Genomic DNA, 14,160 nt, shown 5'->3' on the forward strand with positions numbered 1-14,160 from the left:
TTATACATTAACGATTTGATGGACTATAGCCATTACCGCGTTTTCTAATGCGGCAACTAGTTCTTCGCTCTCTTGTAACGATGTTCCTCTCACGCCAAAATAAAACTTCGCTTTCGGCTCTGTGCCTGATGGACGCAAGCAGAACCATGAGCCATTCGCAAGATGATATTTCAACACGTTCGAACGAGGCAAGTCAATCGTCTGTTCTTCCCCTGTCGCGACAATGGTGCGCTTGCTTATCAAATAGTCTTCGATCGCGACAACGCTAACGCCAGCGATTTCTTTTGGCGGCTCTTTGCGGAAAGTCGCTAGAATATTGGCAATTTGCTCGGCGCCATCTTTTCCTTTTAACGTTAGCGAGCGCAATGATTCACGATAGTAACCGTATTTTTCAAAAATCTCTAATAACCCTTCATACAATGTTTTTCCCTGCGCTTTATAATATGCCGCTACTTCCGCGGCAAAAATCGCCGATTGCACCGCATCTTTGTCGCGGACAAAGTCACCGATTAAATAGCCATAGCTTTCTTCATAACCGAACTGGAACGTGTATTCTTTCGTCCGTTCAAACTCGTTAATCTTCTCGCCGATAAATTTAAACCCAGTCAACGTATCGATCGTTGGCAAGCCATAATGCTCGGCAATCGCGCGGCCGATTTCGGACGTCACGATCGTTTTCACAACGACGCCGTTTTTCGGCAAAATTCCTTTTTCCTGCTTTTGCGATAATAAATATTCCAGCATCAACGCGCCCATTTGGTTGCCTGTTAACACGACATATTCACCATCTAAATTTTTCACCGCGACACCAAGCCGGTCCGCATCCGGGTCGGTCGCCATTAAAATGTCGGCATCGATTTTTTCGCCGTATTGAATCGCTAATGCAAACGCGGCATGCTCTTCCGGATTTGGCGAGGCAACAGTGGAAAAGTTCGGGTCTGGAAGTTCTTGTTCTTTTACAACCGTCACGTTTTCAAAACCAAATGCTTTTAAACCAGCGCGGACTAGCTTATTGGCTGTGCCATGCAAAGGAGAAAAAACAATTTTTAACTCTTTCGCTACTTCCGCAACTATTTCTGGATTGAGTTGAATCGTTTTTAATTGCTGAAGGTAGGCTTCATCGATTTCTTCGCCGATATAGGTAAGCAATCCGTTTTCCAGAAGTTCTTGCTCGCTTGCTACTGCAACCGTCAATTCATTTTCGACCGCATTGACGTATTGAATAATCGCATCCGCCACAGCTGGCGGGATTTGTCCGCCGTCTTGTCCATACACTATGAACCTCTCCCACCTACACTCCGTTTAGAGATAGGAGTTTCTTACCACTCGCCCGAAGAAGCTTCGGCGCAGAAGAAGGCTCTCTTCTCCCGCTCGATGCACGCATCGGAAGTCTTCCCGGCCGATTCGGTAAGCAACATCGGCTTTTGACCGATGGGGCGGTCCGGCCCGTCTACTACTTCTTGCTTACGCAATCCGTAGATACGTGAGCTTCGTCGGTACCGACCAAGGAAGAATATGTCCATGCACCGCCTTGCTCAAGATATTTCGGGCTCCATGAACGTCCCGATGTTCTTTATATCCACAAGAACAGGCAAAAATTCGGCCCGACACTTTTTTTCGTTTCCGGCAGACAGGACATGTCTGGCTCGTATACGATTCGTCCATCTCTTTCAGGCGAATGCCGTGCTGGGCTAATTTGTAGGTCAGATAGTTCTTGGTTTTCCCGAATGACCAATTCGAGAGCTTTTGCGCTTGTTTCCGGCTGGCCCGTTTTTTCTTTCGCGTGTGCCGCTGGACTCCCTCGACATTTCCGATGTACACATCGGAAACCGATTGGGCACGGCACCAATCGACAAACTGTTTCGTTGTTTTATGAAGAGCATCGCGCAGCTGGCGTTCCGATTTCGATAAGATGTACTTCTTGGCCCGTTCATACTTTTTCCATTGCCGGGACCCTTTTTGGCATCTCGATTGACGGCGTTGAATCTCGGCTAATTTTTTGTTTCGCAGCCGGTGAAGCGAGCGCACCTTTCGCCCCGTGATGAGGAGGGCTTGGCCGTTTTCGCAAAACGCCCCGATCGTATGGATTTCGCCAAGATCGATGCCAACCGCATGCCCCGGCTGGTACGCTTTCGCTTCCTGGCCATCGTCATAGGTGATGGCAAGATACCAGCCATGATCATAACAACATTCGATTTCTTTGATCGTTCCCTGCGGCAGCTGTGAGACGTAGACGATAATCGGTTTTTCGCGTTTTCCACCATGGATGCCCATGGACAACGTGATTTTCCCATTTTCATGAATGGTGAATCCGTCTTTTGCCCATTTGGTGTTGAAAAATGTCTTCTGCTTGTACGGATAACGAACGTGGCGATGTCCTTTCTGGATAGCGGCTCGAGCGGATTGCCGGGCGAAGAGGTATTGGTGGCAGACGGCTTGAATGGACTGGCTGTGAAGATGGAATCGCCCTTTCGTTTGTTTTTGCAGCTCGCTTTTCGAGATCCAGCGGCCGTGTTGAAGGAAATGCTCTTTGGCCAATCGGAGGCATTCATTCCAGACGCGAGCCGACTCGCGGTTACAGGCACGAAGCCGCTCGAGGTCCGCCTTCGATGCCCGGAAGGCCACTTTTTGCCCACGAAGCATGGTGGATCCTCCTTTCACCAAATCATGGATAAGAATAGTGTAGCACATATGTTCTATTTTTAGGAGAAAAAACAACCGATTCCTCTCCCACCTACACTTTGTTTAGAGGTGGGAGACTTCTCGGTAAATATGTTAAACCCGTTATACTCCGGCGGATTATGACTTGCGGTAATGACAACACCGGCAAACGCCCCAAGATAACGAACCGCAAACGACAACTCTGGCGTTGGACGAAGCTCTTTAAATAAATAAGCTTTAATTCCATGCTTCCCAACCGTCTTTGCCACTTCTAACGCAAACTCCGGCGACTTATGGCGGGAATCATAGGCAATCACGACACCGCGCGCTTTCGCTTCTTCGCCTTGTTCCACGATATAACGCGCTAATCCTTCCGATGCTTTGCGGATTGTATAGATATTCATTCGATTCGTCCCAGGACCAATTTCCCCACGCATACCGCCTGTGCCAAATTCTAAATTTTTGTAAAAGCTATCTTCAAGGGTTTTTTCATTATGCTGCATAGAAATTAATTGTTGTTTCAATTCTGCATCTAGCTCTGGATATGAAAGCCATTTTTCTACTGTTGATTTCCATGTCATTCCTTTATCTCTCCTAGAGTAGTAATAAAATAGTATTGCTAGTTAATGCATGGGAATATTAAAGTTGATTATATATTCGCTTTCCTCATAAAAAATTTCCTTAAAAATAAATATAGAAAGGGACTTTCTCACAAATTATGAGAAAGTCCCTTTCTAACACAGGTGTGCTTAATATACTGTTCTAGGATAAAACGAACAAAAAACTCATTTAATAATTTCTAACTGTAGATGAGTATTTTTCATTACAGTAATTTCCATTCCCTAAGAGACAAACAGGGGACCCCTTAGGCGACATGGAGCTGTTTTTTGATCACATCAATGGGAATATCTTGCTTTGCGGCGTCATAGATGAACTCGACGACGCTGTGCCCTTTCCGAGACCGAAGAAGCTCCAGGCCGGAAGAGATGTCTTGTTGAGATTCCGCGATGCTGTATACGCAGGCTAACAGCACCACGACCCAATACCGTTTCACCGCCCGAACGTGGCGAACACGGTACCCATCGAGCTTCAGCTGGTCTTTTGCCTGCCGGAAAAAGCATTCGATCGTCCAGCGCTGGGCATAGTAACGCAAGATGTCTTCGTCACTCAGCTCCCGGTCGGTGCTCAATATGACATGGAGATGATCCGGCGTCATCGGTTGATCCGCCTTCCAAGCCAGCAGCACCACCGCGTCATCAAGACCGTTGAGCGCGCCTTCGTAGCGGTAGACACGATAGCGCTCGTTCCCCACCGTGACGAGGCGGGTGTCATTTGGCTCGATATAGCGGGCAAACTCCTTCGCTTGGATGGCGATACCTTTCGGGTAGAGAATCCGGTTCGTCTTGAGCATGGCGATGACATGGAATCCTTGTTTCAGACAGGCTTCGATGAGCGCTTGGGACGGATACCATGAATCCACGAGCACATACACCGGCTGAGCCCGCTTCCCCTTGAGCGAGGAAAGCATCTCGATCGCCAGGTCGATTTTGCTTCTTCCCGATGTCTTGTCATACAGACGAAAGGCGAACGGAAACGCTTGCGTGAAGGTGTGCACCATCAGCCAAACAAGCGAATGCCCCCAGACCAATTGATGATCGCTGTGAGAGAAATGCCAGTCACACCCTTGAATGGCGTGCGTTGCCCGTGACGAAGGCTTCGTTTTTTGGCAAATGGTATCATCAATCGAAAGGAACAGGGGTTGATTCGTCCGTTTGGCCAGGCGTTCGATCTGGCGAAGAACCCACTCCTGAAGCTTCTCAAGCAGTTTTTCCTCGTTCCAAGGGCTTTTCGTGAAAAAGTGGCTGAGCGTGGTTCGATGATTCGGATGAAAACTCCAGTACCGGACATCCGTCAATGTCCCCGAAAATCCCTTGGTCGTCAAGGCGTCGACAAGATGAACGAGATGCTTGATGACCGGCTTCGAGAAATAAAGCGCCAATCCCAGCGTCATGAAAAACTTGTGGATTCCTTGATGATGTGCTAATCTATTCATGAGACATGAACCTCCTTGTGGGTAGTTGGTAGCACATCTATTCTAACCAAGGAATCGGGTTCATGTCTCCTTTTTTGTTTAGTTTGTAAATTTATGTTAGCAAATTTGCTCATCTACAGTTTCTAAGAAACTTTTTAAAGAATCTCGCCAATTCGGCATTTCTTTAAAACCATTCAGTCTTAATGCCATATGCTCAAACACTGAGTAAGCTGGCCTTGGCGCTGGTCTTGGAAAATCTTTTGTCGTACAAGGATTTACTTTAACCTCAATCCCAGCTTCCTCAAAAATTGCTTTCGCAAATTCATACCAAGAACAATGTCCAGAATCGGAAACATGGTAAACTCCGTATTTTTCCGTTTGAATCAGTTCCAAAATACAATTCGCTAAATCAACTGTATAGGTTGGACAGCCAATTTGGTCATACACGACCATCAATTCATCGCGTTCTTGTGCTAGTTTTAACATCGTTTTGACAAAATTGTTCCCATGCTTTCCGTATACCCAAGACGTTCTGACAATAAAAAACTTCGAATGTAAATCACGAACAAACTGCTCACCGGCTAATTTGCTTTTCCCATATACGCTGAGCGGGTTTGTCGGTGCAAACTCATGATATGGTACATTCGCCGTTCCATCAAAGACATAATCGGTACTTACATACACTAGTTTCGCTCCTACTTTTTCCGATGCGACTGCGACGTTTCTCGTTCCATACGCGTTAATGGCAAACGCTTGATCTGGCTCTGATTCTGCTAAATCCACTTTTGTATAGGCTGCGGTATGAATGACAACATCAGGGTTAACTTTGCCAATAATCTGTTTTACTTGGTCAAAGTTTGTTATATCTAACTCTTCTCGTCCATAACCGTACACTTCATACCCTTTATCCGTCAGTAAATGGACTAAATCAGTGCCAAGCTGACCCTTTGCACCTGTAACAATCACTTTCATAGCCTGTCACCGTACTGTTTTTGATAGTAGTTCATGTACTCACCGGATTTAATATTTTTCCACCATTCCTGATTGTCGATATACCATTGGATCGTTTCGACAATGCCTGTCTCAAATGTATATTGGGGCTTCCAACCAAGCTCGGTCATAATTTTCGTCGGATCAATCGCATAGCGGCGGTCATGCCCCGGGCGATCGGCAACATACTTAATTAAATCTTTCGAAACCCCGAGTTTTTCTACGATTAGATGCACGATTTCATTATTCGTTCGCTCATTGTGTCCGCCGATATTGTATACTTCCCCAGGTCTTCCTTCATGAATGACTAAGTCAATCGCTGCACAGTGGTCTTTAACATGAAGCCAGTCACGGATATTTTGGCCGTCACCATAAATCGGGAGCTCTTTCCCTTCCAACGCGTTGGTGATCATTAACGGAATAAGTTTTTCAGGGAAGTGATATGGTCCATAGTTATTGGAACATCTCGTAATGTTCACATTTAGCCCATAGGTTTCATGATACGCTCTTACAAGTAGGTCTCCACCAGCTTTACTTGCCGAGTAAGGGCTATTCGGTGCTAATGGTGTTTCTTCTGTAAAATATCCCGTTTCTCCAAGCGTACCGTACACTTCATCCGTTGAAATTTGCACATATTTTTTAATATGGTTGGCTTTCGCCACATCTAATAACGCTTGCGTGCCTAATACATTTGTTTTTACGAAAATATCGGGATCTGTAATACTTCGGTCTACATGCGATTCAGCCGCAAAGTTCACAATAACGTCAATCTCGTGTGTTTTAACAAGATAATCCACTAGTTCACGGTTATTGATGTCACCTTTCACAAATGTATAGTTCGGGTGATTTTCAACATCCTTTAAGTTTTCAAGATTACCAGCATAAGTTAATAAATCATAATTGACTACTTTATAATTTGGATATTTCTCAAGCATGTAACGGACAAAGTTGCTGCCAATAAAACCTGCTCCGCCTGTAACTAAAAGATTCATTATTATCTCTCCCACTCAAAGTTGATTTCGGCATCTGCTAATAGAGGATGTTTCGTGTCTTTGTCGGAAAGAATTGGATTCGATGTCGGCCAGTCAATTCCTAACGCCGGGTCATTCCAAAGAATGCCACGATCATGTTCTGGAGAATAGTATTCATCCACTTTATATTGTACTTCTGTATTTTCTACTAACGTACAAAAGCCATGAGCAAAGCCCTTTGGTACGAGCAATTGCCGCTTATTATCCGCACTTAAAATAAATCCTTGCCATTTTCCAAAAGTCGGTGAACCTTTACGAATATCAACAACGACATCGTAGATAGCTCCTCGAGTAACGCGAACTAACTTCGTTTGCGCCTTCGGATTTAACTGGTAATGAAGCCCACGGATCGTCCCCGCCTGTTGGGATAACGAGTGGTTATCTTGAATAAAATCAAAATCAAGCCCATATTCCACAAAAAGCTTTTTATTGTAGCTTTCCATAAAAAAACCACGATGATCACCAAATACTTTTGGTTCAATTAACAACACACCGGGTAATGAAGTCTCCGTAATTTTCACAACTAACACTCCCACCATTTTATAAATAGATTGGTCGTTTCTTCTGATTAGCAATATCAATTAAATATTGACCATACTGATTTTTCTTTAATGGCTCAGCTAACCTTAATAATTGTTCTCTCGTAATATATCCTTTAACATAAGCAATTTCCTCAATACAAGCGACCTTTAAACTTTGACGTTTCTCGATTGTTTCAATAAATTGCGAAGCTTCAAGCAATGACTCATGTGTACCTGAATCTAGCCAACAGAAACCACGACCTAAAATTTCAACATGCAATTCGCCAAGTTCCAAATATTTTTTATTCACATCCGTAATCTCTAGTTCCCCACGTGCAGAAGGTTTAATACTTTTAGCAATTTCAACAACACGATTATCATAAAAATACAACCCAGTTACCGCGTAATTGGACTTAGGATTTTGCGGTTTTTCTTCAATGGAAATTGCCTTTCCATTCTCATCAAACTCCACAACACCAAAACGCTCAGGATCCTTGACATAATAGCCGAAAACCGTTGCGCCTGTTTTTCGTTCAACAGCATTCTGCAACAAATGGGTTAAACCGTGACCATAGAAAATATTATCACCTAAAATAAGCGCGACATTATCATTACCAATAAATTCTTCACCAATAATAAATGCCTGTGCAAGACCATCTGGAGAAGGTTGCACGGCATAAGATAATGAGATTCCTAGGTCTGAGCCATCTCCTAGTAATTCCTTAAAACGCGGTGTGTCACTAGGAGTAGAAATAATCAAAATATCACGAATGCCAGCTAACATTAAAACAGATAACGGGTAATAAATCATCGGTTTATCGTAAATAGGTAACAATTGCTTAGATACTGCCTTTGTTAAAGGATAAAGGCGGGTACCACTCCCGCCTGCTAAAATAATTCCTTTCATAATAAAACTCCTTTTTAATTTTAATTTAAGTTTGTTAAGTTTGATTCCAATAATCTTTATGCATACTTAGCTTCGATTTAAGGAAGTTGGGAATATAGTTTTCCATACGCCCTAACTTATAACCTAAAAACCTCACACCATTCCTGAATATAATATTAGGTAATAAATAAGATTTCTTCTGTTTGAAAGCATAAGCAATTTCAGATTTCACATAACGAATCCCTTCCCTCTCAGCTTTAGCAAATTCATTAAGAAGCCATTTTTCTCTGTTATGGAAAACACCCGTATCAAAATAACGCTTAAACTCTTGCCATATTGAATAATTGTGAGAATGATAAACTATTGCATCAGCCACATAGGATATTTTATATCCCTTTTTTAGGATTTTTGCCGCTACATAAGTATCTTCTCCTAATATAACATTTGATGGAAATCCTCCTATTTCAAATAATACATCCTTTTTATAAGCAGCAAAAGAATTAGAAACAAAGATCGATTTAATTCCTAAATATGGAACATCTTTTATCGATTTTAAACTATTTTCATTCGGGTAGTTAAAGTAACGAGCAAAGGCGCTATAAAAATTTGCATCTTTATGTGGAATTTGTCTTCCATATGCAAGGCCAACTTCTCTACTCTCTATTAATGGCTTTATAATATTTTCAATTGAATTTGATGTTGGAATAGCGTCCTGAGTTAAAAAAACTAAAATATTTCCCTTCGCTAATTTAGCGCCTAAATTTCGAGTGCTTCCATGATTAAAAGATTTTTTAGATATGGTTATGATATTTAAATCATATTTACGCAATAATTCTTTGGTTTTATCTGTTGAAGAAGAATCTATTATAACAAAATCATAATCCTTATCTATCATATATTTTTCTAATATAGGCAAACTATGTTTTAGATATCTTTCCCCATTATATGTTGGAGTAACTATTCACCCCAGTGCTAGTGTATAAAAAAGCCCAGCACAAATAGGGCATTTCGGTCATAGAAAATGCCCTAGGTAGCGGAAAGAACTCGATCGATCGTTTCGCCTGCCAACAGAAGACATAACGAATCCCACACGTTTTTTTCGTGTTTCGTCAGTGTGGAAACGATGCTTCTTGCGATGCAAAACGACTGCGCGAATGTTTCTTCGCGAAACGTACCCGAAATGTTCTCTTTGACTTTGACCATGCGAAGATCGCGTTCGGCTTGGTTGTTGTCAAAGGGAACATGTACTTCACGTAAGAAACGCAGCGCTTCTTCCTTTCGTTTTTGAAGGCGTCGAACAAAAGCGAGTGCTTTTTTCGGAAGAGGCGTCATCGTTTCTAATCGGTGTTGTGCTCTTTCTAGGATGCGATCATACACTCGTTCCCACCGTCTCGCTTCTTCTTCGGAAAGTGCACCGTGATGGGCTTCGACGGCTTGCTTGGCGGCTAACAGAAACGTGGTCATGCGCATCGCCCACGTATGCCCCTGTTCGATGAATCCTTTTAACTCACGCAAATGGTGGGCATGACAAAGGGCATGGGTGGCATGTGTGTATTTCGGATACGTACCGAACGCATCGTGCATCATCGTCCCTTCATATCGGGGAAGAATCCCGATCTCATCGGTCGCTTTTTTTCCACGAGAAGCGTGAGGAGCCAAGTATGTATATCTCGATGTACACGCGACATGCACCCATGCGAGTTTCCCATTGATGCGCAAACTCGTTTCATCGACATGCAGGATGTTGGATTCAAGTAAGGCGTCTTCGATGATGTCCATATTTGATTCCAGCGCTTCGCGTCCTCGTTTCACCATATTGGCAAGGGTTCCTGTACTAATCGAGTGTTGATATAACGCTTCGATTGTATCACTTAAACGCTTGTACGGGATCAATTGGATATGATGTAAATAAACAACGAGCGCCGTGAGCCGTGGACCGTATTGCACATGATTCGTGACATGGGATGGGAATTCGGCTTGTTGCACGCATCGACAATGTGGACACGATTTCACTTCACGTTCATGTTGTGTCACCTCGATCGCCACAGGAGGGACATCAAACACTTGACGGATATCGACTTTGAACGGTTTGACTTCACGCAAAGAAGCTCCACATCCTTGACACGTATGCACACGGTGGACGACACGATGATGTGGATGTTCCACTTGACGGAGCGTCTTCCCCTCATGTCCCTCTTGCCCACCAGGCTTTTTGCCAGACGGCTCGCGGGAGGAACGCTTTTTCTCAAAACGGTCAGAAGATGGGGGCAAATGGCTATTGGAGCTGTTTTTTTTCGTGCGTGCTTCCAGCTCTTGAACACGGTACTTCAGTTGTTCATTTTCTTTGCGTAGTTGTTTGTTTTCGTGACGCAAATGTTCATTTTCTTGAATGAGTTGATGAATGAGCTGTTTTTGTTGTTGAACTTTGCCGATTAAGCTCTCAACTGTAAATACAGCTTGTTGTACCGTCAACATGCGATTCACCTCCTTGTCTATCAATATTCACATCATGGACAGGAAAAGCAAAAAATATTCAGCTCACTTTATGATGTGGCTGAATAGTTACATGTTGGAATAATAACAGATACTTTCAAATCCCTACCCCTTTTCCCTAATAATATATGAAATTATGAAATACTAATCCGAATTAGCTTCCAACATGAAATTCTCTTCTACTTCATATCTTGATAGTTTTGGTAATTTTTTGATTTAAAAAGGGTTCATCACCAAAAGTTGTACTTGCACCTGTCATGAAAGTATGTTAGCTGTTTCTAGCCGAACCCGCAATGCAAAACGCTGGATATTTCTGTATCCGTATCCCCGACGTTTCATCAGCTTGATCTTGTTATTTGTTCCCTCCATTTTCCCATTTGAATAAGGGGATAAAATGCACGATATGATTTCGTCTGTTCGTTTGACGAGTGATTTTGCGATGGCGCGAACAGCAGAACAAGGACAAAACAAATACCGATGAACCCAGGCGTTCAAACGACGTTTCGCTTGTCGCTCGTTTTGGCTTTTGGATACATAACGAAAATGTTGAAGGGATTGATAGACAGCCTGCAAGGAATCACTCTCTTTCTGCCACTCCCGCACCGTTTGGCGCTCCTCCTCGGTGAGTTTCTCGGGGCACTGGGTCAATAAGCGGCAAACATGCCGAACATGCCCATGTTTCTTGTTCCCTTTTCCGAAGGATTTGCGGCATCGATCCAACGCTTCCGTAAACAATTGAATCACATGAAAATAATCGACCACATGCTTCGCTTCCGGACACACCCCTTGAATGGCTTTTTTCATCGCTGGAGCCAAATCACTCACGACATACTGAACAGAACCAGACACAGGAGCCAACACACGTCCAATGGCTTCCTCGTTCTTTCCTGCTTCAACGGCATACACTTCTCCCGTTTCGGCATCCATGACTGCCACTCCGTAATCATGTCCTTTTCGAAACGCAAACTCATCGACACAAACTGCCTTTGGTTGGATGTCATTCGATAGGAAGGAAGGGGCATGGGTATAAAACCAGCGTTCAACGGTCGTGTACGGAAGCTTGAGCATACGAGCCACCGCCTGAATGGATGTTCCGATGCAAGATTGCGCCACCCATTGCTGAAACGCATCCGTCGCTGCACTTCGAGGGGAAATTCCGGGATAAGACGTGCTGAATGTCATGCCACATGTACAACAACGTCTACGCTCCACAGGGAGTTCCACCCAAAAGATGCCGATCCGTTGAGCATACCCATGCATCCATTGCTTCTTTTTTCCTGTCATTTTGATCGTGCGTTTCAAGCAAACAGGACATAACGGGCATTGTTCAGGAAGAGAAAGTTCGAAAATCCAACGTTCTTCTTCTTTTCGCACCTTTTGAATCAAAACATCTGGTAAATCGATGAGTTCTTTGATAAACTGAGCGTACATGCGAATTTTCCTCCAATGGTTTGGTTTGGACACCTTTACCATACAGGAAAATTCGCATTTTTTGTACCCTCTATTTTCTCTATGCACACCGATCTTCAATGATCAAGTACAACTTGTGGTGAAGAGCCTTAAAAAGATAGTTGACAGTAGACAAAGACCGAGGATAACCACAATTCATAATTTATTCAAAGGTATAAATATAACTACTTGATGGTGTTGCAAAACTATAATAAAAAATCTAAATCTCGCATATAATTATGCGTAATTATACATGAAGTAAATATCGGTTAAACATATACCAGCGATGTTGTTCAAATCCGCAATTCCTTAACTGATTAAACATATGCTTAATGATATTGTGGAACCAAAACAATCATTTTCCGAATTCCTTCTTTAGAAACCGAGAAATCACCCGACCATAGGGATCTTTTCTCTCCTCGTCATTACGCGAATTAATGGGAGAAATAAAAAAGATTTCTGTTTGTTCCACAGCTTGGCGGACTTCTTTGGCTATCGTACGCTGTGTCTCCGAGCACAAACTTGATTTTCCATTTCTTCAATAATGAAAACTGGCGAGCCACAGCGGCATCATTCCAATTCGCTGTTGTCAAGATATTAGATAAAATGGTTATTTCTATGGTTGTACAGAAATGTAGTTTATAGCCTTTAAACCAATTATATCGATTGAATTTTTCCCATCTATCTTAAGAATCGTAAAGACTGCTGGAGAGAGGTACTGTCGATTATGACTACTTTTAGATACCGAACCCCCCCTAAGTCTTTGAGAAGTTGGGTATGGAAGGAAGCAAATCTTTGTTTTTGAAAAACCATGTACCGACACGTGAAAAAAACCACAAATATGTTGGAAATATTTTAATGATTCAGTTTCGCACTAACTGACGTAAAGGACTCAATAAAAAAAGAACATTTCAGTATCAGTTTTTTTTGAAATCATCGAGTGACCCGTTACATATGGTGTTTGTGGCAAAGAAAGTTAGTCCAAAGCCTGTAAAAAATGGGGCACCTTTGCTAGAAAAAGCATCCACGATGACAAAATTGGAAATCATAATAGTGCCCACCCCTTGGAGGTTAATTTACAGATCACTATATATAATTTCCAACAGGATGAGCTTTTTATGTTCATTGATACACTCATTATGAGTTTTGCAACACGTTCATACTTGGTAACTGATTAATATCTTCTAAAATTTTACTATATATCCAATTTCCCGTATTTCCCTATAAATCCATGATAGAATCCTTTTAACATAAATTTTATTTTTTGAAATTTTTGGTTTTCAAACATTATGACTTTAAATATATCGTAAATACATGCTAAGATATCAAACAAAAACCATGAAAATTGCTTAAGTGCATATTTCTTATAGGTATATATCCTATTTCTTTCTATATAATATTTTCTTAAAACACTATGGTTTGTCGGAATAAATTTAAGAGGACCCAACTTATAGATTCTTCTTTTTCCTAATCTATGATACATAATAGCTTCTGTTATAACATAAATTTTAAAACCATTTTCTAGAAGTCGCAGACACATTTCGTTATCTACATAGTCTATAAACAGCTCCTCTTTAAAAAAACCAACTTCCTTAAATACGGAAGTTTTCATTAAACTACCCGAAGTTATAACTGTTAAGACCTCAATATAATCCCCCGAGCATTTTACTCTTTTAAACCCCAAACCACATTTTTGCACAAAAGGACTCATTTCACCTGTATTAACATCCTTATAATTAGGTGCTACTATGCCCACCTTTTTATCCTGTAAGTATTTAAAATATACTTTAAACCATGCCATTTTCAACTTCACTATCATGATCAAAAGTTATTACCCATTCATACCCTCTTCTCATTGCTTCTCTTATTCCTTGATTTAATGCACTTGCTATACCATTATTAGTTTTATTTCTTATAATGGTAATACTAGCCTCGTTATTTATTTGTTCTTGAATCTCATTAATAATTGAAAGATTGGAACCATTGTCAACAATTATTACATCATCAACTTGTGATTTATAGCTATTAAGGCATCTAATGAAATCTTGGGGGTCGGGGTTAAAAGTTACAACAATTGCACAAACTTTTTCGTGCATA

General features: G+C 41.9%; 12 protein-coding genes and 2 pseudogenes. All 14 read right to left on the minus strand.

Translation table 11 applies throughout. The features are described 5' to 3' along the window. Positions 1 to 1,281 (minus strand): annotated as a pseudogene (locus tag NSQ51_RS15680) (phospho-sugar mutase); the annotation flags it as partial. A gap of 183 nt (positions 1,282 to 1,464) precedes the next feature. Beyond that, entirely contained in the window at positions 1,465 to 2,643 is a 1,179-nt protein-coding gene (locus NSQ51_RS15685; protein WP_121650179.1) for an RNA-guided endonuclease TnpB family protein, read from the minus strand. A gap of 125 nt (positions 2,644 to 2,768) precedes the next feature. Further along, positions 2,769 to 3,242 (minus strand): annotated as a pseudogene (locus NSQ51_RS15690) (phospho-sugar mutase); the annotation flags it as partial. A 284-nt stretch (positions 3,243 to 3,526) separates the two neighbouring features. Continuing rightward, on the minus strand, positions 3,527 to 4,714 hold the full coding sequence (locus NSQ51_RS15695; RefSeq protein ID WP_049625563.1) for an IS701 family transposase: 1,188 nt from the start codon (positions 4,712 to 4,714) through the stop codon (positions 3,527 to 3,529). Positions 4,715 to 4,810: 96 nt separating this feature from the next. After that, positions 4,811 to 5,665 carry a dTDP-4-dehydrorhamnose reductase gene (rfbD, locus tag NSQ51_RS15700; RefSeq protein WP_121650209.1) on the minus strand — a complete coding sequence of 285 codons (855 nt, stop codon included), beginning with the start codon at positions 5,663 to 5,665 and terminating at the stop codon, positions 4,811 to 4,813. Then, positions 5,662 to 6,675, minus strand: coding sequence for a dTDP-glucose 4,6-dehydratase (gene rfbB / locus NSQ51_RS15705; protein WP_121650208.1), 1,014 nt, complete (start codon positions 6,673 to 6,675; stop codon positions 5,662 to 5,664). The genes rfbD and rfbB overlap by 4 nt, the downstream gene beginning before the upstream one ends. A gap of 2 nt (positions 6,676 to 6,677) precedes the next feature. Continuing rightward, entirely contained in the window at positions 6,678 to 7,235 is a 558-nt protein-coding gene (rfbC, locus tag NSQ51_RS15710; RefSeq protein WP_183085384.1) for a dTDP-4-dehydrorhamnose 3,5-epimerase, read from the minus strand. A 19-nt stretch (positions 7,236 to 7,254) separates the two neighbouring features. After that, positions 7,255 to 8,142, minus strand: a complete 888-nt coding sequence (gene rfbA / locus NSQ51_RS15715; protein ID WP_121650206.1) for a glucose-1-phosphate thymidylyltransferase RfbA — start codon at positions 8,140 to 8,142, stop codon at positions 7,255 to 7,257. A 34-nt stretch (positions 8,143 to 8,176) separates the two neighbouring features. Then, entirely contained in the window at positions 8,177 to 9,082 is a 906-nt protein-coding gene (locus tag NSQ51_RS15720; RefSeq protein ID WP_342462765.1) for a glycosyltransferase, read from the minus strand. Positions 9,083 to 9,147: 65 nt separating this feature from the next. Continuing rightward, positions 9,148 to 10,596 (minus strand): IS66-like element ISBst12 family transposase, encoded by a 1,449-nt coding sequence (locus tag NSQ51_RS15725; RefSeq protein ID WP_076611637.1) that lies wholly within the window; start codon positions 10,594 to 10,596, stop codon positions 9,148 to 9,150. Between the two features lie 273 nt (positions 10,597 to 10,869). Next, a complete protein-coding gene (locus NSQ51_RS15730) occupies positions 10,870 to 12,045 on the minus strand; it encodes an ISL3 family transposase (RefSeq protein WP_050367390.1) in 1,176 nt (391 codons plus the stop codon). A 452-nt stretch (positions 12,046 to 12,497) separates the two neighbouring features. Further along, complete coding sequence (locus tag NSQ51_RS15735) at positions 12,498 to 12,683, minus strand: hypothetical protein (protein ID WP_342462766.1); 186 nt, start codon at positions 12,681 to 12,683, stop codon at positions 12,498 to 12,500. 575 nt (positions 12,684 to 13,258) lie between these two features. Then, positions 13,259 to 13,819: a hypothetical protein gene (locus NSQ51_RS15740; RefSeq protein ID WP_342462710.1), complete on the minus strand. Its 561-nt coding sequence runs from the start codon at positions 13,817 to 13,819 to the stop codon at positions 13,259 to 13,261. A 31-nt stretch (positions 13,820 to 13,850) separates the two neighbouring features. Then, positions 13,851 to 14,159: a glycosyltransferase gene (locus tag NSQ51_RS15745; RefSeq protein WP_342462711.1), complete on the minus strand. Its 309-nt coding sequence runs from the start codon at positions 14,157 to 14,159 to the stop codon at positions 13,851 to 13,853. Position 14,160: the final 1 nt, after the last annotated feature.

The sequence above is a fragment of the Geobacillus sp. FSL K6-0789 genome (assembly GCF_038593135.1).
GTDB lineage: Bacteria > Bacillota > Bacilli > Bacillales > Anoxybacillaceae > Geobacillus > Geobacillus stearothermophilus.